This window comes from Virgibacillus phasianinus (genome assembly GCF_002216775.1).
GTDB classification, from domain to species: domain Bacteria; phylum Bacillota; class Bacilli; order Bacillales; family Amphibacillaceae; genus Virgibacillus_F; species Virgibacillus_F phasianinus.
This window is the reverse complement of record NZ_CP022315.1, coordinates 2,975,419-2,997,749: the sequence shown is the minus strand read 5'-3', so window position 1 is coordinate 2,997,749 and position 22,331 is coordinate 2,975,419. Positions and strand designations below refer to the sequence as shown.

Sequence of the window (22,331 nt, the reverse complement as noted above, 5' to 3'; positions counted from 1 at the left end):
GACCAGTAGCCTTCGCTTTTCTTGTCCAGCTGCGGCTCCTAGCGGCTAGCAATAGGTAGTCCTGATGAATGTGCGTAAAGTTCGACGCACTATCACAGTCCTATCTATTTGTACGCCGCTAACCAGTAGCCTTCGCTTTTCTTTCTACAATGGGATGTTTCCGTGTTTTTTTGCTGGGCGGTCTTCTTGTTTGTTTTGCAGCATGTCTAGCGCCTGAATCAATTTAATTCGCGTTTCCCGCGGATCAATTACATCATCAATCATACCGAGTCCCGCTGCCACATATGGGTTAGCAAATTTTTCACGATAAGTATCAATTTTGTTCTGCCTTGTTTCTTCTGGATTTTCGCTTTCCGCAATTTCTTTAGCGAAAATAATGTTGGCAGCACCTTCCGGACCCATTACTGCTATTTCCGCATTCGGCCAGGCGTAAACAAGGTCTGCGCCTATTGACTTACTGTTTAACGCTACATAAGCGCCTCCGAATGCCTTCCTGGTAATTACTGTAATTTTGGGAACAGTTGCTTCAGAATATGCATATAAAATCTTCGCACCATGGCGAATAATACCACCATGTTCCTGTTTAACGCCAGGGAAAAAACCAGTAACGTCTTCAAATGTAACTAACGGAATATTAAAGGAATCACAGAATCGGATAAACCTGGCTGCTTTATCACTGGAATCAATGTCCAGGCCACCAGCCAAATATTTGGGTTGATTACACACAAGACCAACCGTCTGTCCGTTTATCCGTGCGAAGCCAACAACAATATTTTTGGCAAAATCCTTATGAATTTCAAAAAAACTATTTGGGTCAACGACTTGCCCGATGACACGTTTTACATCGTATGGCCGGGTTGAATCGAATGGAACAATATCAGTAATGTCCTGACACATACGATCAAGATCATTGACCTTGTCAATCTCCGGTTTTTCTTTATTATTTGCCGGTAAATAATAAAGTAATTCACGTACTCTGTCTAGAGCCTCTTCCTCACTGCTTGCTTTAATATGCGCATTTCCGCTTTTCGAGTTATGTACATCAGCACCGCCTAACCCCTCAGCAGTTATTTTCTCGCCAGTGACCGTTTCAATAACTTTTGGCCCTGTTATAAACATTTGTGATGTTTTCTCGACCATAATGACAAAATCGGTAATCGCTGGCGAATAAACTGCTCCACCAGCACTTGGACCAAGGATGACGGATATCTGTGGAATCACACCTGAGTAAATAGAGTTCCGGTAAAATACTTGTCCATATCCATCTAATGATGACACACCTTCCTGTATTCTGGCACCACCAGAATCATTCAATCCGATGAACGGCACCCCGTTTTTTGCGGCTAAGTCCATTACAGCAGCAATCTTTTTGCCATGCATTTCCCCCAGTGCCCCACCATAAACGGTAAAATCCTGAGCAAATAAATAAACCGCTTTTCCATTTATTTTTCCATATCCTGTAACGACTCCCTCGCCTTTTGCATTTGAGGTGTCCATGCCAAAGTCCGTTTCACGGTGTTCCATAAAAGGGTTCAACTCTACAAATGTTCCTTCATCCAATAGGTAGTCAATGCGTTCTCTTGCAGTATTTTTACCCTTAACATGCTGTTTCTCGATTCGTTCATCTCCGCCACCAAGTTCTACTTGCCTTCTTTTATCATAAAGTTCGTTAATCTTATCAAAAATGTCCATTATTTCTCACTCTCCTCAGCCGGTTGACATAGTTCAACTAACACTCCATTAGCTGCTTTGGGATGAATGAAGGCTATTTCACTATTATGCGCACCTGCTTTCGCTTGTTCGTTAATCAGTCTTACCCCGTCTGCTTTATATTGTTCTAATCGTGCATTAATATTATCCACTTCTAATGCGATATGGTGAATTCCTTCCCCCTTATTATCAATAAACTTTTGAATTGAAGAAGTTGATGAAAGGGCTTCTAATAATTCAAATCGCGTTTCCCCGATTTTAAGAAAAGCTACCTTTACACCTTCCGATTCTACTGTTTCTACCCCTTCCAATTGTAAACCCAAAGTATTGGTGTAAAAAGGAATTGCCTGATCTATGGAATTTACAGCTATCCCTATGTGAGCAATCTTAGAAGGTCCTTGAATGTTTGCTGAATCAGGATTAATTAACTGTTTAATATAATTAGCTAACACATCGGTGGAAGAACCACTTGTAAATATTTGATTAATTCCTTTTTCAAGTAAGAATGGGATGTCCTCACTGGGAATTACTCCTCCGCCAACAACCGGAATATCATCTGCGTTACGCTTTTTCAGTTCATCAATTACTTTTGGAAATAATGAGCGGTGTGCTCCAGATAAAGAAGATAATCCAATAACATCGACATCCTCCTGCACTGCTGCTTGAGCAATTTGAACCGGGGTTTGACGAAGTCCTGTATAAATAACTTCCATCCCATGGTCCCGAAGTGCCTGTGCGATTACTAAAGCACCACGATCATGTCCGTCCAAACCTGGTTTCGCAATTAATACTCGAATTTTTTTCATCCGTCTCTCCCCTTCTTACATACCTGTATATTGACCGAATTCTGCGCGTAATACATTACAAATTTCACCCACGGAAGCATACGCTTTAACTGCTTCAAGTATATGGGGAATTAAATTTACATCCTGACTTTTTGCTTGAATCCGAAGAGTATTTAATAGTTCATCTACTTTTTCCTGATCGCGATCTGCACGAGTTTTTTTAAGGGACTCAATTTGAGCTTGCTCTAATGCCTCATCAACTTTTAACAGGTCAGGATTAACCTCTTCATCAAGTTTAAATTTATTTAATCCAACAATTATCTCTTCTTCTTTTTCAATCCGTTTCTGTGTTTCATAAGCGTTATGATGGATTTCACGTTGCATAAATCCTTCTTCTACAGCTTGAACTGCTCCGCCAATATCTTTAATCTGTTCTAAATATTTGTTTACTTCTTCTTCCATTTTATCTGTTAATTCTTCCACATAATAAGAACCGCCTAATGGATCGACTGTATCCGCCGCACCACTTTCATTGGCAATTATTTGTTGTGTCCTAAGCGCTATCCTTGCAGATTCCTCCGTTGGCAATGATAATGCCTCGTCCCGTGAGTTGGTGTGCAGGCTTTGTGTTCCACCCATTACCGCTGACAGAGCCTGCAGAGTTACGCGGACAATATTGTTATCGGGCTGTTGTGCTGTAAGCGTTGAACCGCCTGTTTGGGTATGAAATCGTAATTTCCAGCTTTTTGGGTTTTTGGCATGATAATGGTCTTTCATTATTTTGGCCCAAATCCGTCGGGCCGCACGAAACTTTGCAATCTCTTCAAAAAAGTTGTTATGCGCATTAAAGAAAAATGCTAATCGTGGTGCAAATGCGTCAATATCAAGGCCGGAGTCAAGCGCTGCATCAACATATGCCATGCCATTTGCCAGTGTAAAAGCTAGTTCCTGAACTGCAGTCGACCCCGCCTCGCGAATGTGATATCCAGAAATGCTAATTGTATTAAATTTCATTTCGTTTTGCTTACAATATTCAAATATATTAGTAATCAAACGCATTGATGGCTTCGGTGGATAAATATATGTACCACGTGCAATATATTCTTTTAATATGTCATTTTGAATGGTTCCGGTCAATTTTTCAATTGGAACTCCCTGCTTTTCCCCGACTGCTATGTACATGCACAACAGCACTGCTGCGGGGGCATTAATCGTCATGGATGTACTTACTTTATCAAGCGGAATCTGGTCTAGCAGCAGTTCCATGTCATGAAGGGTATCAATCGCAACCCCGACCTTGCCGACTTCACCTTCAGACATCACATCGTCTGAATCATAGCCGATTTGTGTTGGTAAATCAAATGCTACCGATAATCCTGTTTGTCCTTGGTCTAACAAATAACGAAACCGTTTATTTGTTTCAGCCGCGGATCCAAACCCCGCATATTGCCGCATAGTCCAGAAGCGGCTGCGGTACATCGTAGGTTGAATTCCACGTGTATATGGATATTCACCCGGGAATCCAAGCTCATCCTCATATTCCTTATTTGTCTCGGGATAATAAAGTCGCTCCACTTCTATTTCTGAACTAGTATGAAATGCATCTTTCCTTTCTGGAAAGCGCTTTAATGTTTTATCAACAGACAATTCCCAGTTAGTCCTCTTTGACGTGTTATCATTCATTTAAGGAAAACCCCCTCTAATTTTAAACTCATGAATTTTTAGTACTTTTCCTTACTATTACTTGTCCAAATTCCAAATACACGATAAAATATAAATTAGTATAAGGTTCTAAGGAGGATTAGATGTGTCTAATAACCATGCAAAAACACATACGCCAAGAAAAGCGTCTAAGCGTGACCGCAGACTAAAAATTGTTATCTACATTATGATTATCGCTATGTTATTAACAGTGTTCACGACCGGATTATCTTTATTTGTAAACTAACCATCATATCCAGAACCGGAATATCAATTCCGGTCCTTTTTATTTTCTAGGAAATTATAAACTGAAACACTGTGGATAACTGAACGTGATAACAGCCACGTCCAGTGACTAGTGAACTTTACTTCCGTACGATAAGTCAACATCGGTTCGCGAAAAACAAAGGAAGGCTGACTAACTGCGGGCTTGCCGCCCACGTCGGCATCCCCCTGCTTACGCTTTTGTTCTATCAGTTCCACCGTTTTTACTCTTATTATCCGAGACATCACTATTTTTGAACTTTTGCTTGATAATTAAATAATCCTCTATTTCACGTAATAAGCGAAATAAATTTGCCCTTGTCTCAAACTCCTCCCTTGTACTGGGAAGTTCTTCTTGATCAAATTCATCCTGCAATTCATTTAATTTCGCTAGGTAAATTGATGCCGTATTACCAGGGTGTACTGCTTCAGAGAGACTAGTGAAAAACGACGAAATTGTCTCCGACAGGGTATCTGTTTTAGGTAACCTGCTGACTAACGGAAGCATTTTCTTCAATAGCTCTAGTTGTTTTTTTCTCATCATGAAATAATCATAATACGGATGATTGCTTCTCAGTAAATGATTTTCCCGGTCTAGCGACACTAAATTAGTTGCCTCATTCAGGATTTCCTCTGCTCTGATGATTTCTCTTCCATCCCAAACCTTATTATTATCACATATGTATAACGAAATTTCCTTTAGGATTATTTGAAAATTGTCCTCTAAATCCACTTGCTTCCTTCTTAATTTATTATCGAGACTTGGCATATATAAGTTTAATAGAAGTGCTGTCCCAACACCAACGATAATAAGTAAGAATTCATCTACAATAAAGTTGAGGGTGATTTTTTCCAGGCTGTACAAATTTAAAATAATAACAGAACTTGTTGCAATCCCCGGAGATATTTTCAAATATACGGTCACTGGAATAAATAAGGCAAATGCTAGTCCCACTACAATTGTGTTATAACCCAATGATTCAAAAAACACGTATGAAAACAAGATTGCAATCGTACAAGCCAGAAACCGATGCCAAGCACTTAGAACCGACTTTTTTCGGGAAGGCTGAATACAAAGCAGTGTAAGTATCCCAGCTGAAAGAAAATTGGTTAATCCGAGCATTTGGGCAATGGAAATTGCCAGGGGTGTACCGATAGCAGTCTTAATTGTTCGATAGCCAATTTTCACAGTTAAATCTCCTTTTTAATCAGACCAAGTGCTAAGTTAGTCCATTTACTAAAGTTTCCCTGTTAAAAATCCACCATTTCGCTTCCCTTATTAAAATGAGGCTGACCCGCAGAAAATAGAGACAGCCTCATTGTAACTGGGATAATCCAGTCAATTATATTTCTTCACAGTTTTCATCAAAAATTTTCTGAAGTTTCCCGACTACGTCTACTGCTGTGAATCCTTCAATATCATGACGTTCCAGCATAGTCACAATCTTACCATCTTTTAGGAACGCAAAGGATGGTGAGGAAGGTGGGTATCCTTCGAAATATTGGCGGGCCCGATCAGTAGCATCTTTATCCTGACCAGCAAAAACAGTTACCAAATGATCCGGCCGCTTGTCATAATGGATTGCATTTGCAGCCGCTGGTCTTGCAACACCGCCAGCACAACCACATACAGAATTAATCATAACCAGTGTAGTGCCTTCACGCTTCATTGCAGAATCTACTTCTTCAGCACTAGAAAGTTCCTCGTAGCCTGCTTCTCTTATATCAGAACGTGCGACGTCAACGACATCGTTCATAAATAGGTTAAAGTCCATTTGAACATCCATCCCCTTTTGATAGTAGTGTTTAAACTATAATTAGCATATCAATTTTAAGCCTAGATTTCAATTCAAATTAACTGACCTTAATAAACGTTAGTTGTATCTTTGTTCATGTTTTCCAGGATCTCCTTCACACGTGCTAAGAAATTCCCGCAAACCAATCCGTCTAATATACGATGATCTAATGAGAGTGAGAGGTTAACCATATCCCTTGCAGCAAACATATCATTTACAATCATTGGTCGTTTAACAATAGACTCAACCTGTAAAATGGCCGCTTGTGGATGATTGATTACCCCCATTGAGTGAATCGAACCGAATGACCCGGTATTATTCACTGTAAATGTTCCTCCCTGCATGTCAGAGGAGGTTAATTTTCCTGAACGTGCTTTTGAGGCTAGCTCAGAAATATCTTTGGCGATCCCTTTAATACTTTTTTCGTCCGCATGTTTGATTACTGGTACAAATAATTCCTGATCCTTGGCTACTGCAATAGACAGGTGTATATCTTTTTTCTGAATTATTTTGTCTCCAGCCCACATGCTGTTTAGTTGCGGATATTCTTTCAAAGCCTGTGCAACTGCTTTTACAAAAAAGGCAAAGAAAGTTAAGCCAAATCCTTCTTTTTGCTTAAATTCATTTTTAACCTTATTACGATACGTTACTAAATCAGTGACATCTACTTCCACTGTCATCCAGGCATGGGGAATTTCCGTTTTGGAACGAACCATATTCTGTGCAATTACCTTACGGACACCTGTTACAGGGATTTCGATATCTCCAGCTTGTGCAGCAGGGGCAGGTGATGAAGGTGCTTTAGTTGAAGCTGGTTCCTGTTGATCAGTCTCCTGTTTACCGGCTGTTGCAGCTTCACTAGCTTTCGGTTGTTCACCGGAACTGATTAACTTTTCAATATCTTTTCTGGTTATTCGTCCACCTTTACCAGTTCCTGATACCCGCGTCAAATCAATATCATTATCCTGTGCCATTCGTAATACAGCAGGCGAATAACGTTTCTTCATTGATTCGTCTTTTGCTTCCCCGTTATCATCTGCTTTTTCCGATTCCTCAGATTCTTCTTTGGCAGAACCTTCAGTGGGTGCAGCTCCCCCCTCTGAATCTATATAGCACATTAATTCACCAACTTCTATTGTATCCCCTTCCTTTGCAACGAGTTCCTTAATCACTCCAGTAAAAGAAGAAGGAACCTCGGCGTTTACCTTATCGGTCATAACCTCAGCAATAGGATCATATTTATTAACCTTATCACCCACTTGAACCAGCCAGGAACTAATTGTTCCTTCTGTTACACTTTCACCTAGTTGTGGCATATTTATTTTTTCAGAAGCCATCTTTTGTCCCTCCTTGATTTCATTTAAAATTCTGCAAGTTCACGAATTGCTTTTTCTACCTTATCTGGATTAATCATGAAGAATTTTTCCATTTTAGGCGAATATGGCATAGATGGTACATCAGGACCTGCAAGTCGTTGAACTGGCGCATCTAAATCAAACAGGCAATTTTCTGCGATAATTGCAGCAACTTCACCAATGATACTTCCTTCTTTATTATCTTCGGTGATAAGCAGTACTTTCCCAGTCTTTTTGGCTGCTTCGATGATTCCAGCTTTATCTAACGGATAAATTGTCCTCAGGTCTAAAATATGTGCATCAATTCCTTCATCAGCTAATTTTTCGGCTGCCTGAAGTGCAAAATGTACAGCTAGACCATATGTAATTATGGTTACATCTGATCCTTCGCGTTTTACATCAGCTTCTCCAATTGGAAGTACGTAATCATTTTCAGGAACTTCTCCTTTTAGTAAACGGTATGCCCGCTTATGCTCAAAGAAAAGTACTGGGTCATTATCACGGATAGATGCTTTTAGTAGCCCTTTTGCATCATATGGTGTTGAAGGCATCACAATTTTAAGACCCGGTTGATTGGCAAATACCGCTTCAACTGATTGTGAATGGTATAAGGCGCCATGGACTCCACCCCCATATGGTGCACGTATCGTCATTGGAACATTCCAATCATTGTTTGAACGGTACCGAATCTTAGCTGCTTCAGAAATGATCTGATTCACAGCCGGCATAATGAAATCAGCAAATTGCATTTCAGCCACAGGACGCATTCCATACATTGCTGCCCCGATACCGACACCAGCAATTGCAGACTCAGCAAGTGGGGTGTCAAGCACCCGAGCGTCGCCAAACTCATCATACAATCCTTTAGTAGCGCCGAATACGCCACCTTTTTTACCAACATCTTCCCCTAAAACAAACACTTTCTCATCACGTTGCATTTCTTCTCTTAATGCTGTTGTTACAGCTTGAATATATGACATTACTGGCATTTTAAGGTCCCCTCCTTACTCTTCATATACAAAATTTAACGCGCTCTCCGGCTCTGCGTATGGAGCATTTTCAGCGTAATCCGTTGCTTCATTAACGATGTCCGCTATCTCTTCATTCATTCCTTTTTCCACTTCATCTGTTAAAATACCAACATCCTTTAGATAGGCAGCAAATGTAACAATCGAATCTTTTTTCCTAGCTTCCTCAACTTCGGCACTTTCCCTGTACTGACGGTCATCGTCATCACTGGAGTGCGCCGTTAAACGATAGGATACCGCTTCAATTAATGTTGGACCTTCCCCTTTTATAGCACGGTTTCTCGCATCTCGTACTGCCTCGAATACCGCCAGTGGGTCATTTCCATCAACTGTAACACCCGGCATGCCATAACCGTGAGCACGATCAGATACTTTCTCAGCGGCTATTTGTCGCTCGATTGGAACTGAAATTGCATATTTGTTATTTTCGACCATTGTTATTACTGGGAGCTTATGTACACCAGCAAAGTTTAATCCTTCATGAAAATCACCCTGGTTAGATGACCCTTCTCCTAGCGTTACCAAAGAAACAATCTCTTTTTTCTCCATTTTTGCGGCCAATCCAACACCAACTGCATGAGGAAGTTGTGTTGTAACAGGTGAAGAACCTGTAAGGATTCGATTTTTCTTCTGGCCAAAATGACCTGGCATTTGTCGTCCGCCTGAGTTTGGATCTTCTTCTTTTGCAAAGCCGGACAGCATTAGATCCTTAGCCGTCATACCAAAAGCTAAAACGACACCCATATCACGATAATAAGGTGCAACATAATCGGTATCGCGATTTAATGCAAATGAGGCACCTACTTGTGCTGCTTCTTGTCCCTGACAGGAAATAACGAACGGAATTTTCCCGGCACGGTTTAAAAGCCACATTCTTTCATCAATTTTCCTGGCTAAAAGCATTGTTTTAAACATTTCTAAAACTTGATCATCAGATAATCCTAATGCTTCATGACGATTTCTTGTCATTAATAGTCCCTCCTCTTTTCTACGCTTCCAATCTACCCATGGATTTGCTTGCCATCTACCGCTAACGCAGCTTCACCCATAACCTCTGAAAGAGTTGGATGTGGATGGATACTGTCAGCAACCTCCCAAGGCGTTGCGTCCAATACTTTTGCCAGACCAGCTTCAGAAATAATGTCGGTTACATGTGGCCCGATCATGTGACATCCTAATAAATCATCTGTCTTTTTATCTGCAATGATTTTCACAAAACCATCTGATTCCCCGTGAACCAGTGCTTTTCCAATGGCTTTAAACGGAAACTTTCCAACTTTAATTTCAAACCCTTCCTCCTTAGCCTTCTTTTCTGTTAAACCTACGCTGGCCACTTCTGGATTTGAATAAATACATGTTGGTATATTGTCGTATTCAATTGGAGATGGATTATGATCTGCCATATGTTCCACTGCAACAATACCTTCATGTGATGCAACGTGAGCTAATTGCATACCGCCAATAACATCACCAATTGCATAAATATGTGATTCTTTAGTCTGGAAATAGGCATTCGTTTGTACAAAACCTTTTTCGATCTCAATATCTGTATTTTCTAAGCCGATATTTGTCGTATTGGCTTCACGGCCGACAGAAACCAACATCTTATCCGCCTGGAAGCTTTTGTTACTGTTATTAATTTCTGCTTCAATTTTAACACCAGAATCAGTTGATAAAGTATCCGGGAGCACTTTAGCGCCCTTGACAAAGGTGATCCCTTTCTTCTTCAGCAGCTTTTCAACTTCCTTGGCAATCGCTTCATCCTCAGTTGGTAGAATTTGATCCAAGTATTCAATAACCGTGACGTCTACGTCGAAATCAGCAAGCATAGAAGCCCATTCAATTCCAATTACGCCGCCACCGACTATTATAATGGATTTAGGTAACTCCTCCATTTGCAGTGCTTCATCGGATGTCATGACATGCTTTCCATCTATCTCAAGTCCTGGAAGTGATTTTGGTTTCGATCCGGTAGCAATTAAAACGTTTTTAGGTACAAGCATCGTATTTTCATCACCATTTGCATATTCAATTGAAATCGTTCCTGGCATTGGCGAGAAAATACTAGGGCCTAAAATACGCCCAAATCCTTCGTAAACATCAATCTTCCCTTTTTTCATCAGCCCCTGGACACCTTGATGCAGGGTTCGAACAACACGGTCTTTTCGCTCTTGAACCTTTGTAAAGTTTAATGTGGTATCCTTCGTATCAATACCATATTCACTTGCCTCTTTTGTTTGCCGATATACCTCTGCACTTCGCAGTAATGCTTTAGATGGAATACACCCGCGATGCAAGCATGTTCCACCTAAGTCCCCTTTTTCAACAATTGCAACCTGTAGACCTATTTGTGCGGCCCTGATTGCGGCAACATATCCCCCTGTGCCTCCGCCGAGTACAACAAGATCATATTCTTCTGCCATATTTTTCACTCCCTTTATTTCTGATTAGATGAATAGACTTTTGCTTCTTCTTCGCCGCGCAGCACTCTTAAAGTACCCTCTGTCAGCGCCTGTAGTTCATTTTCCCCCGGATAAATGATTGTGTCTGCAATCCAATCTACTCGTTTTGAAATCATCTTAATAAAATCCCTACCGTAAGCAAGACCACCGGTCATAATAATGGCATCCACCTTGCCTTCTAAGACAACACTCATGGATCCAATTTCTTTGGCTATCTGATAGGCCATCGCTTCATATGCTTCTGCCGCAGCCCGATCACCCTTTGTAATTCTCTTTTCAACTTCTACTGCATCACTGGTATCTAAGTACGCGGCGAGTCCTCCCTGGCCTACTAACTTTTTCATCATTTCGTCCCGGTAATATTCCCCGGAAAAACACAATGCAACCAAATCACCTGCCGGCACCGTTCCCGCTCGCTCTGGTGAGAATGGACCATCACCATGCAATCCGTTGTTAACATCAATAACTTTTCCCTTTTTATGCGCTCCAACGGTTATTCCACCACCCATATGGGTGACGATTAAATGAAGCTGATCATAGTCTTGTCCTAAATCTTTCGAAGCCCGTCGTGCAACGGCCTTTTGATTCAAAGCGTGAAAGATACTTTTTCTCGGAAGTTCCGGTACGCCAGAATATCTGGCAATATCTTCAAATTCATCAACAACCACGGGATCAACAATATACGCGGGAATATTTAGTCCACTGGCAATTTCATGGGCAATAATGCCTCCTAGATTCGATGCATGCTCACCATTATAGCCCATTCGCAAATCCCTAAGCATAGGCCGGTTCACTTCATATGTTCCACCCTTAATTGGCCTAAGTAAGCCACCCCGCCCACAGACAGCACTTAGTTTTGAAATATTGATACCCTCATGATCTAATTGATCGAGAATAACATTTTTTCGAAAATCATATTGATTTATAACACCATTATAATTTTTGAGTACATCTGCATCATGGCGAATTGTTTTTTCAAAAATACATACTTCATCATCAAAAACACCAATTTTTGTAGAAGTTGAACCCGGGTTTATTACTAAAACTCTATACATATATTGCAATGACCCTAACCTCCGACTATCTTCTGCTTAACGTATGGTGTCCATTTAATAAAAATTGACTGCGGGAAGCTCTTACAGAAGCAATTCTTTCCTCGGCCATACGGTCTGCAGCGACATATGTTGGAATGTTATCCCGTTTTGAGATAGCAAATATTTTCAGCAGGATATCGTAAATTGATTCTACATTTTTCATTGCTCTTGTTGCGTTGTAACCATTCAATTCATCAGCAACATTGATAACCCCGCCTGAATTAATTACATAATCTGGTGCATACACAATACCTTTTTCATGAATAATATCACCATGTTCAGTTGTTTTAAGCTGATTATTTGCGGAACCTGCAATAACTTTCGCTTTCAATTGTGGTATTGTTTCGTCGTTTATTGTAGCTCCAAGTGCACATGGCGCATAAATATCACAGTCAACACCATAAATATCATCTGGGTCCACTGCCTTTGCACCAAACGCGTTAACTGCGCGGTTAACTGCTTCTTTGTTAATGTCGGTAACAATTAAATTAGCACCCTCTTCATGTAAATGTTCACATAAAGTAAATGCCACATTTCCAACACCTTGAACAGCCACTGTTTTACCTTCTAATGAGTCACTGCCAAAAGCCTCCATAGCAGCCGCCTTCATTCCTTTATAAATACCATAAGCAGTAACTGGGGATGGATTTCCTGATGATCCAAATTCAGGCGAAATTCCTGTAACAAAATCAGTTTCCATATGAATCAGATCCATATCATCGACTGTTGTTCCTACGTCTTCAGCAGTAATATAACGACCATTTAACCCTTGGATATAACGGCCAAATGCACGGAATAACTCCGGATTTTTGTCCTTTTTAGGATCGCCGATAATAACTGTTTTACCTCCACCTAAATTAAGCCCGGCAGCAGCATTTTTGTATGTCATTCCTTTAGCAAGACGAAGTGCATCCTCAATCGCCTCAGCCTCGGATTTATAGGTCCACATTCTTGTTCCGCCAAGTGCTGGTCCAAGTGTCGTATCATGTATTGCAATGATTGCTTTCAATCCAGAGTTTTTGTCCTGACAAAATACAAGTTGTTCATAATCATATTTTTCCATATAAGTAAAGATTTCCATTGTTGTTTCCTCCTAGAATTTTTTTGCTGAAACTAGTGCTAGCGCTAATGAATATAATTTACTTGCAGCTGAATCAGCACGTGATGTTAATACAATTGGTGCGTTCGCTCCACTTACAACAGAAGCTACCTTCGCATCAGCAAAATACATAAATGATTTATATAAGGCGTTTCCAACTTCTATTGTTGGAACCGCGATAATATCTGTTGAACCTGCTACATCTGAATGAATATTTTTTTGTTCTGCTGCAAGCGGTGACACAGCATTATCGAATGCAAGTGGTCCGTCAATTATACAGTCACTTATTTGATTTCTTTTTTGCATTTGAGTTAATATTGCAGCATCCATTGTTGCCTGCATGCTGGGATTGACTATTTCAACAGCAGCGAGCGCCGCAACTTTCGGACAGTCCATTCCGACACCTCTGGCAACTTTAACCGCGTTGTTGATAATCTCAACCTTTTCCAATAGAGTTGGGGCAATATTCATACCTGCATCTGTTAGAAATAACAGGCGATCTTGATTGGGAATTTCAAATAAAGCGACTTGGGATAGAATTTTTCCTGAACGAAGCCCATACTCTTTATTTAAAACCGCTTTTAATAACGCTTTTGTTGAAACATTTCCCTTCATTAAAATATCCGCTTCACCCTCATGCACTGCTTTAACTGCAGCGCCAGCCGGATTGACGTCTTCAGCTTCCACCTTTATGGAAGACAAATCAAGGGCGACTTTATCAGAAAGTGTATATATTTCATTCTCGTTTCCAAACAATATGAATGAACATAACCCTTCTTCCTTAGCAGCTTTGACCGCTTTAAGCACTTCCATATCTGCAGCATTTGCAACGGATACAATTTGGTTGGACTCGTTTTTTGCCACGGTTTTTAATTCATCTAGTGTCCTCATGTCTGCCTCCAAGTTACAGTTTTTCAGTTGTAAGCGCTTTAGAAAATAGTTGCATGCAATTTATGCAGTTATGAAAAATCTTGCATGTTTGCTTTTTCTATTCGATATTTATCCATCTTATAATATAAATTCCGAATTGATATATTAAGTTCTTTTGCTGTTTTAGTCTTATTATAATGATTGGCTTGGTAAACCTGTTTAATGTACGTTTCCTCAAATTTTTCAACTGCATCCTGCAATGTCCCCTGATTTACATCGAATTTTTTGATGTCCTGTAACCGGACCGCATTGTCTGGATTGAGTCTTGGAATATGCTGTAATTTAATAACCTCTTCATTGGAATCCATGTAAATCATTGCTCGCCCCAGCACATTTTCCAGCTCCCGCACATTTCCCGGCCAGTGATATGATTTCAAAAGGTTCATAGCTTCCTGATCAATCTGGTGAACGTTCCTGCCGTAATCCTGATTAATCTTATGGATAAGATGCGGAATCAACTCGGGCAAATCCTCAATCCGTTCTTGTAATGACGGGATAAATATTGGCAGCCGGTTCAAACGATAATATAAATCTTCCCGGAAAGTTTTGTTCATAATTGCTTTCTCCAAATTTGCATTTGTTGCAGTTATAACCCGCACATTTATTGCTATCGGATCCGTTCCACCAACGCGAACGATTTCGTTTTCCTGCAGGACACGCAATAATTTGGCTTGCATATGCAAGGACAGTTCACTGATCTCATCAAGGAAAATACTTCCCATATTCGCCTCTTCAAATAATCCTTTTTTACCACCAAGTTTTGCTCCTGAAAACGCGTCTTCGTCATATCCGAACAATTCACTTTCCAATGCAGACTCACCAATAGCTGCACAATTTACTCGAATAAATTTATTATGCTTTCGATCGCTCTCATTATGAATAGCATGAGCAAAAAGTTCCTTACCTGTACCAGATTCACCACGAAGCAGAACAATGGCTGGTGTTTTTGCCCCCACCTTCGCTTGTTCAAGAGCCAATCTCATTTCTGTTGAAGAACCAATTATATCATCGAAGGTATATTTTGCTTCAAGGTTTCGAATGATTTGTCTTGCACGCCGTAATTCACTCGTAAGAGCTTTTATCTCCGATACATCGTGCAATACACCAACACTACCTTTTATTTTCCCATCAACAATAACCGGAGCAACATTTACCAGGACATCCTTTTTCTTGGAGCCAACCTTCATTCGTACACCACGGACAGGACGGCGTGTTTGCAATACTTTCATATGCATGCTTTCACCTTCTGAAATGTCAACGGAAGCTGGCTTTCCAATAATATCTGCCTTGGATAAACCTGTAATTCTGGAGTATGCAGGATTGATCATCATTCCACTTCCGTTTTCATCCACGACTGTTATCGCTTCATCGGAAGACTGGATAATCGCCTCTAACATTATTTTTATTTCTTTTAAATCTGTGTTTTCTTCAGCAAGCTTTACAACTTCTGTTATGTCCTTAAATACCGCGAATGCACCAATTAACTTATCATCCGAATTAATTATTGGAATTCTTGTTGTAATAATCCTCTTATCATTTTCAAGGACTAGCTTTTGGTTTACCTCTCTTTTGCGGTTCCTAAGGACCAATGGAAGCCGGGAATTTTCAATTACATCCTGAACTGGGCGATCCAGGAAATTTGTTCTGGCTACACCAACTATCCGTTCAGCGCTTTTATTGATGAACTGGACAATACCTTTTTCATTTACAACAATCATGCCGTCCCGGATACTATTAAGAATTAACTTTTGATTGGTCATTTCCATTTTAAATTGTTCCATTAACGTTTCTTTTTCTTCCATTAATTCTGCAATAATATAGGCAACTGAACCTGGTATAACCACGGTTTTCCTGCTGCGTGCTTCTAATATTTCACCAAGGACCGTTTCTTTACCGGTGGCTTCAATAATAATATCAAGGTCCTCATTTATCCATTTTTTCCAATCGTTATCTGTATGTATGCCGTATTTTTTTGCTAGTTCAATGCCTTTAGCATGATCCTTTGTATCAATCACACCAACAATTTGCATTCGATCCGTTTCAGATAAAATTTGTATTAAAGCACATCCGCCTTTACCAGCACCAACAATCAGCACACGCTTCATTAGATCCCACCTTGCAATTTTTTGCACACCTATATTGTACGTTATTGTGCAGATTTTAGCAAATATAAATTTGTTTCTATTTTAGACTTGCTTTGCTATACTAAAATCAACATTTATTTTAAAGGAGTTTCAACATGATACGAATAATCGCAGTCCTACTTCTTGTCATACCAGGAATTATTTCTGCTTTTGGAATTAAATTAATGCGTGATTCATTATTTGAAGATCTTTATCCTATTTTTTTACATATTGGAATTCAATTTTTTGTAGGTTTCGTCTTTTTTTTAGGTGGAATTGCCTTCATTGGGGGATTTATCGTTCATCGGGACAGAAAACGTCAATACAATGCAAAAAATAATAATATGAAAAGTTAAATAAAAAATGATGATCCTAACCCTTGTTTAGAATCATCACTTTTTTTATTTGTTTTATTATATTAGCTCGCTTTATAGTCAAGACGCAGGCGGTCGGCGACCATTGCGATGAATTCCGAATTTGTTGGCTTTGCTTTTGAAATACTTATTGTATAACCAAATAACTCGGAGATTGAATCTATATTCCCTCTGCTCCAAGCAACTTCAATTGCATGACGGATAGCACGCTCTACCCTTGAAGCAGTTGTATTGAATTTCTTTGCTATGTCCGGATAGAGAACTTTCGTAATGGACCCAAGCAGTTCAATATCATTGTAAACCATTGTAATAGCCTCGCGTAAGTACATATACCCTTTGATATGTGCAGGAACCCCAATTTCATGGATAATATTCGTGATATTTGCTTCTAGGTCCTTTTTTTGTTTACCTTTTTTATTATGAAGACCCTTTGATTGCGCTGGTTGACTACTTCTGCCTTGAACCTGTCGGATTTGGTCAGCTAAGTTATCCAAATCAAATGGCTTTAGTATGAAATAAGATGCGCCTAAATCAACTGCTTTTTTCATTACTTCTTCCTGACCAAAAGCAGTGAGCATGATGACATTTGGATATTTATTTCTTTCTGCCCCACGAATTGATTGCAGAACAGCTAAGCCATCGATATGCGGCATAATTATATCTAAAATTAATACATCAGGATCCATTTCATTTAACATTTCCAAGCAGTCTCTCCCGTTATGTGCAGTTCCAATAACCTCTATTTCATCCAGGCCATCAAAGTATTCCTCCATAACCTGTACCAATTCCTTATTATCATCTACTAAGCAAACTGAAATCTTCTCCACTTCATTTCCTCCCTTATGTAATTTAACTTTTATCCCACGCTATAATTTCGACATCAATACCGTATAACCTTCCTAAAAATAAAAAAACTTTATTTTTTTTAAAAATATCTTTATTTTCCTTTGATTTTCTAGCCTTTTCACTTACTTTCGATAATTTTAGACAAAGAAAAATAGTGTTTGTCGAAAAATGATTTTTTCGTGTATCTTGAAGAATTTTAAAATGCAAAAAAACCTGCATTAGACAATTTCTAACACAGGTTTTTTTACTTAACTTGCTTTTTTTCCATCTTCATAAATATTGATTCCGGCTTCCTGAAGCATCCATTCAATGTGTACACCATATCCTGACGTTGGGTCATTTACAAACACATGGGTAACAGCACCAATAATCTTACCGTTTTGAAGAATTGGACTACCACTCATACCTTGAACAATTCCGCCTGTTTTCTTCAGTAATTCAGGGTCCGTAATTTGAATAATCATTCCCTTCGTAGCCGGAAATTTTTGCGGAACACTGCTAACGATTTCGATATCGAATTCTTCTACTTTTTCACCATCGATAACGGTTAATATTTTTGCTGGACCTTCTTCAACTTCGTGTGATAAAGCCACAGGCATTGGTTTATTGTATTTGCCTGCATTATCCATTTTTTCATCCAACTTTCCAAAGATACCGAATGGACTGTTTTTCGTAATTGTTCCGATCTTATCGGCATCAACTGAAAACTTGGCCTCCTTTTCACCAGGTGTTCCATTTGTCCCTTTGTCAATTGATGTCACAGTTGAATTGACAATTGCACCATTATAAATTTCAATGGGCTTGTGTGTATCCATATCCGATATAACATGCCCTAGTGCTCCATATTTTTTTGATTCCTTATCATAAAATGTCATTGTACCAATACCAGCAGCAGAATCTCTGATATAAAGTCCAATTCGGTACTCATTTTCTTTTTTGTCCATTGTTGGGGTAAGCTTGGTATGGATTTTATCATCTCCGCGTTTAATCGTTACATCCAACGATTTATTTGCTTCACCAGCTTTTTCAACATAAGGCTTTACATCTTGCATTTCCTTTATTGGATCCCCATTGATCTTAAGGATAATATCACCCACTTTAATATTTGCCTCTTCCCCAGGTGATAATTCTTTGTTTTCCCCGGAGATCTTGTGATGACCAACCACAAGAACACCAGCCGTATGCAGCTGAACACCTATGGATTGACCACCGGGTATCACTTTTAGGTCCTCCAGCACATTTACATCAACTTTTTTTATTGGCATCCCAGCAACGGAATATAATAACTCATCTTCCCCAGATGAAACAGTCTCAAAATCATTAGAGCTAACCGCGTGAATTGCTTTGTTGGCTGGCTCTACTTCAACTGAATCCCCCAAGCTTGGAACTGCAATTGGCAAATCGTTGTTAAAAGTTACAATATTATTGGGAATAGAAAGGTACTTTTGTATTGGCGTATAAAAAGGCAATACTACTAACGCAGCAAGAAGTAAAATTCCTATCCAAATTCGAAATTCGTTTCTAAACTTCAATCATTCCACTCTCCTCAGGTTCCTAACCCCAATCTTTTGTCTGTACTTTTAATTTGACCGAACCAACATGTTTTTAAACTGGCTAATAACAAGTAAACCTGTGTATCATTTCCTTTTAAAAAAATGTATAAAAAAAACCAGATAATTTATCTTCTGGTTTTTTTGTAATCTTATCCATCATTTTTTTGTTTTATGGAATCAGCCAATTCCAGCATTTCAGTTGCGTGCTGGCGCGCAGTATCTGTCAACTTTGCTCCTGTGATCATTCTGCTTAATTCATCCACTTTTTGATTTTCAGTAAGTTCTTTAACAAATGTTATGGTTCGTTTATTCTTTTCCATTTTCTCAATTAAATTATGACGGTCAGCCATTGCAGCAACTTGAGGCAGATGGGTGATGCATAATACCTGTGATTGTTCTGAAACATGAACAATTTTTTCGGCAATTGCCTGTGCAACACGTCCACTTACACCAGTATCCACTTCATCAAAAATAACGCTTGTCACACCCTGGTGTTTTGCAAAAATCTTTTTAAGCGCTAACATGATCCTGGAAAGTTCACCGCCTGATGCAACTTTGCTTAATTCTTTTAAAGGTTCACCTGGGTTGGTTGAGATCTGGAATGTTACGAAATCGAAACCGTTCTTGTTTAACAGTAATGGTGTTTCTGCTGTCTCTGATTCCATATCTTTTTTTGAAGTAAATGATATAGAAAATGTTGCCTTATCTAAATAAAGACCTTTCAATTCGGAATGAATTTCTTTCGTTAATTTCTCAGCAGCGCTTTTTCTACTATCATGCAATTGCTTCGCTTCCAAATAGGCATCTTGATATGTTTCGTTTATTTGATGTTGCAGTTTATTTAAATGTGAATCCTTATTGGTTATTTCCTCGATTTCCTCTTGAATCTTCCCCATATAATCGATAATAGCATTTGCCGTTGAGCCGTATTTCTTTTTTAAGCGATTTATTTCATTTAGTCTGAATTCAATCTCATTTAATCGTTCTGGCTCATATTGCAAATTATCCCGATAATTCCGCAAATCAAATGAAAGTTCTTCAATCAAATAATAATGATTAGCTAATTCCTCGGCTTTTTCTGCGATAAAAGGGTCATAATTCTTACCTTCTTCCATTGACTGTACCGCCAAGTTAAGCCAGTCAATGCCTTTTTGTTCTCCATGTAATGCATTATAAGCATCCTGAATAGCAAGGTATATTCGATCGTAGTTAGCTAAACTGCTTCTTTCTTCTTCTAAATCTTCATCTTCATCGGGATTTAAACTAGCCTGCTCCAGTTCATCCAACTGGAATGTCAGGAGATCTAAGCGGTGGGCCATTTCCTGTTCATTTTCACTAAGTTCCTTATAGCGTTTGCGGAGCGTTTGTAATCGCTCATATAATTGTTTGTATTCCTTTTTTGTTTGATTTATTAATTCAGTATCATATAAATCAAGTAAATCAATATGACTTTCTGGCTGCATTAAACTTTGGGTTTCATGTTGACTATGTATATCAATAAGTGTTTTTCCAAATTCTTTAAGGATAGCAAGTGTTACTAATTTGCCATTTACACGGCAGATACTCTTCCCACCAGATGTAATTGTTCGGTGTAAGACAACCATATTATCTGTTATTTCAATTCCATAATTTTCACCCACAAGATATATCAAGTGTTTATTTGTATCGAGTGAAAAAAGCCCTTCTATTTCTGCTTTAGCTGCACCATGCCTCACATATTCAACTGAACCGCGTCCCCCGGCCAGTAACTGAACTGCATCTATGATAATCGATTTCCCTGCACCAGTTTCTCCGGTCAGGACCGTTAAACCTTCATGAAATGATAAGGACAGCTCGTCAATAATTGCAAAATCACGGATGGATAATTCTGTCAGCATATTATTTGTCCCTTCTTTTGAATTACTACAACATTTTAAGGAATCGCTCTTTAATCTGTACGGAGTCCGATTCATTTTTACAAATAATCATACATGTATCGTCACCACAGATTGTGCCCATTATCTCCTGCCATTCCAAGTGATCAATTAAGACTCCTACAGCATGCGCATTACCGGGAAGTGTTTTTAACACAATAAAGTGACTCGCATGATCTATTTTTACAAAAGCGTCACGAATTAATCGTTTTAATTTATCAGAAGGATTAAACCGGTGATCAGAAGGCAAGCTGTATTTATGGGTTCCACCCGGAGTCAGTACCTTGACTAAATGCAATTCGTTTATATCACGAGAAACTGTCTTTTGTGTTATAGGGAAACCTGACTTTTGCAGTTCATCTACAAGTTCATCCTGTGTTTCAATATCATGTTTCATAATTATTTCCCGTATTTTAATTTGCCTCTGCGTTTTGCTCATGTCCGTAGACCTACCTCCAAGCCTTTATACTTATACATTTTTTGCTTTAAAGTTTGCATGCGCTTGCTCTACGGCTTCTTTTAAATCGGTTTGATTCAAAGAAATTCCTTCTCTGTTTTTCCAACCAAAATGGGCAAGGAATTCGATGTTTCCATCTCCGCCTGTAATGGGAGAAAAGGTCAATGAATATAATTGGTATCCCTCATTTTTTGCAAAACGAATGATCGTATCAAGCACTTGGAAGTGAACCACTTTATCACGAACAATTCCCTTCTTTCCAACTTGTTCCCTGCCAGCCTCGAATTGCGGTTTTATTAATGCAATAACATCAGCGTTTTCCGTAAGTAATTGTTTTAAAACAGGCAAAATTAGCTTCAGCGAAATAAAGGAAACGTCAATTGTGGCGATGTCCGGAAAACCACTGTTAAGCATGTCCTTTGTTACATATCGGAAGTTGGTTCGTTCCATAACAACTACTCGTTCATCATTCCTTAACTTCCAATCCAGTTGGTTATACCCAACATCTATTGCATAACATAACTCTGCACCATTTTGCAGTGCGCAGTCTGTGAATCCGCCAGTTGATGATCCGACATCCATCATAATTCTTCCATTCATATTAAGAGAAAATTCCTTTATCGCCTTTTCAAGCTTAAGTCCGCCCCGGCCAACATACGGGATTAATTTCTCCTTGACGTGAATTGGTATTTCCTCATCCACCTTCACTCCAGGCTTATCTAAACGAATTTGTTCTGAAAATACAAGTCCCGCCATTATAGTTCTTTTTGCCCTTTCCCTTGTTTCCACTAACCCTCTTTCAACTAATAATACATCTAAACGCTTCTTAGTCATTATTTAT

Annotated in this window: 20 protein-coding genes; 2 read left to right on the top strand and 18 right to left on the bottom strand. The window is 39.2% G+C overall.

Features of this window, described 5'->3' with window-relative positions; genetic code table 11:
• Nucleotides 1–144: 144 nt before the first annotated feature.
• From CFK37_RS14435 to CFK37_RS14425, 3 genes are read right to left on the bottom strand one after another with little or no spacing between them, the layout of a single operon-like run.
• Nucleotides 145–1,692, bottom strand: coding sequence for an acyl-CoA carboxylase subunit beta (locus CFK37_RS14435; protein ID WP_089062521.1), 1,548 nt, complete (start codon nucleotides 1,690–1,692; stop codon nucleotides 145–147).
• Nucleotides 1,692–2,516, bottom strand: a complete 825-nt coding sequence (gene mce / locus CFK37_RS14430; protein WP_089062520.1) for a methylmalonyl-CoA epimerase — start codon at nucleotides 2,514–2,516, stop codon at nucleotides 1,692–1,694. The genes CFK37_RS14435 and mce overlap by 1 nt, the downstream gene beginning before the upstream one ends.
• 15 nt (nucleotides 2,517–2,531) lie before the next feature.
• Nucleotides 2,532–4,178: an acyl-CoA mutase large subunit family protein gene (locus tag CFK37_RS14425; RefSeq protein ID WP_089062519.1), complete on the bottom strand. Its 1,647-nt coding sequence runs from the start codon at nucleotides 4,176–4,178 to the stop codon at nucleotides 2,532–2,534.
• Nucleotides 4,179–4,302: 124 nt separating this feature from the next.
• Here CFK37_RS14425 and prli42 point away from each other — a divergent pair, with 124 nt between their 5' ends.
• Nucleotides 4,303–4,443 (top strand): stressosome-associated protein Prli42, encoded by a 141-nt coding sequence (prli42, locus tag CFK37_RS19965; protein ID WP_157724855.1) that lies wholly within the window; start codon nucleotides 4,303–4,305, stop codon nucleotides 4,441–4,443.
• Nucleotides 4,444–4,653: 210 nt separating this feature from the next.
• On the opposite strand, the gene CFK37_RS14420 is transcribed toward prli42, so the two are convergent.
• The 10 genes from CFK37_RS14420 to CFK37_RS14375 form a co-directional block, all read right to left on the bottom strand.
• Nucleotides 4,654–5,649, bottom strand: coding sequence for an aromatic acid exporter family protein (locus CFK37_RS14420; RefSeq protein WP_089062518.1), 996 nt, complete (start codon nucleotides 5,647–5,649; stop codon nucleotides 4,654–4,656).
• A 154-nt stretch (nucleotides 5,650–5,803) separates the two neighbouring features.
• Nucleotides 5,804–6,235: a BrxA/BrxB family bacilliredoxin gene (locus tag CFK37_RS14415; protein WP_089062517.1), complete on the bottom strand. Its 432-nt coding sequence runs from the start codon at nucleotides 6,233–6,235 to the stop codon at nucleotides 5,804–5,806.
• Between the two features lie 89 nt (nucleotides 6,236–6,324).
• Nucleotides 6,325–7,593, bottom strand: coding sequence for a dihydrolipoamide acetyltransferase family protein (locus tag CFK37_RS14410; protein WP_089062516.1), 1,269 nt, complete (start codon nucleotides 7,591–7,593; stop codon nucleotides 6,325–6,327).
• 23 nt (nucleotides 7,594–7,616) lie between these two features.
• Entirely contained in the window at nucleotides 7,617–8,600 is a 984-nt protein-coding gene (locus CFK37_RS14405; RefSeq protein WP_089062515.1) for an alpha-ketoacid dehydrogenase subunit beta, read from the bottom strand.
• Nucleotides 8,601–8,615: 15 nt separating this feature from the next.
• Nucleotides 8,616–9,608 carry a thiamine pyrophosphate-dependent dehydrogenase E1 component subunit alpha gene (locus tag CFK37_RS14400; RefSeq protein ID WP_089062514.1) on the bottom strand — a complete coding sequence of 331 codons (993 nt, stop codon included), beginning with the start codon at nucleotides 9,606–9,608 and terminating at the stop codon, nucleotides 8,616–8,618.
• A 32-nt stretch (nucleotides 9,609–9,640) separates the two neighbouring features.
• Nucleotides 9,641–11,062, bottom strand: coding sequence for a dihydrolipoyl dehydrogenase (lpdA, locus tag CFK37_RS14395; RefSeq protein WP_089062513.1), 1,422 nt, complete (start codon nucleotides 11,060–11,062; stop codon nucleotides 9,641–9,643).
• A 14-nt stretch (nucleotides 11,063–11,076) separates the two neighbouring features.
• Nucleotides 11,077–12,156: a butyrate kinase gene (buk, locus tag CFK37_RS14390; protein ID WP_089063669.1), complete on the bottom strand. Its 1,080-nt coding sequence runs from the start codon at nucleotides 12,154–12,156 to the stop codon at nucleotides 11,077–11,079.
• Nucleotides 12,157–12,181: 25 nt separating this feature from the next.
• Nucleotides 12,182–13,276 carry a branched-chain amino acid dehydrogenase gene (gene bcd, locus CFK37_RS14385; RefSeq protein WP_089062512.1) on the bottom strand — a complete coding sequence of 365 codons (1,095 nt, stop codon included), beginning with the start codon at nucleotides 13,274–13,276 and terminating at the stop codon, nucleotides 12,182–12,184.
• 12 nt (nucleotides 13,277–13,288) lie between these two features.
• On the bottom strand, nucleotides 13,289–14,212 hold the full coding sequence (gene yqiS / locus CFK37_RS14380; RefSeq protein ID WP_281251612.1) for a phosphate butyryltransferase: 924 nt from the start codon (nucleotides 14,210–14,212) through the stop codon (nucleotides 13,289–13,291).
• 41 nt (nucleotides 14,213–14,253) lie between these two features.
• Complete coding sequence (locus tag CFK37_RS14375; RefSeq protein ID WP_089062510.1) at nucleotides 14,254–16,329, bottom strand: sigma 54-interacting transcriptional regulator; 2,076 nt, start codon at nucleotides 16,327–16,329, stop codon at nucleotides 14,254–14,256.
• Between the two features lie 134 nt (nucleotides 16,330–16,463).
• On the opposite strand from CFK37_RS14375, the gene CFK37_RS14370 reads away from it, so the two are divergent.
• Entirely contained in the window at nucleotides 16,464–16,703 is a 240-nt protein-coding gene (locus CFK37_RS14370; RefSeq protein ID WP_089062509.1) for a DUF2627 family protein, read from the top strand.
• A gap of 62 nt (nucleotides 16,704–16,765) precedes the next feature.
• Here CFK37_RS14370 and spo0A read toward each other — a convergent pair whose 3' ends face one another.
• From spo0A to CFK37_RS14340, 5 genes are all read right to left on the bottom strand, one after another.
• Nucleotides 16,766–17,548, bottom strand: coding sequence for a sporulation transcription factor Spo0A (gene spo0A / locus CFK37_RS14365; protein ID WP_089062508.1), 783 nt, complete (start codon nucleotides 17,546–17,548; stop codon nucleotides 16,766–16,768).
• Nucleotides 17,549–17,815: 267 nt separating this feature from the next.
• Nucleotides 17,816–19,099 (bottom strand): SpoIVB peptidase, encoded by a 1,284-nt coding sequence (gene spoIVB, locus CFK37_RS14355; protein WP_089062506.1) that lies wholly within the window; start codon nucleotides 19,097–19,099, stop codon nucleotides 17,816–17,818.
• 170 nt (nucleotides 19,100–19,269) lie between these two features.
• Nucleotides 19,270–20,997: a DNA repair protein RecN gene (recN, locus tag CFK37_RS14350; RefSeq protein ID WP_089062505.1), complete on the bottom strand. Its 1,728-nt coding sequence runs from the start codon at nucleotides 20,995–20,997 to the stop codon at nucleotides 19,270–19,272.
• A 25-nt stretch (nucleotides 20,998–21,022) separates the two neighbouring features.
• Nucleotides 21,023–21,472, bottom strand: a complete 450-nt coding sequence (gene ahrC / locus CFK37_RS14345) for a transcriptional regulator AhrC/ArgR (RefSeq protein ID WP_089062504.1) — start codon at nucleotides 21,470–21,472, stop codon at nucleotides 21,023–21,025.
• 30 nt (nucleotides 21,473–21,502) lie between these two features.
• On the bottom strand, nucleotides 21,503–22,324 hold the full coding sequence (locus CFK37_RS14340) for a TlyA family RNA methyltransferase (protein ID WP_089062503.1): 822 nt from the start codon (nucleotides 22,322–22,324) through the stop codon (nucleotides 21,503–21,505).
• Nucleotides 22,325–22,331 lie beyond the last annotated feature (7 nt).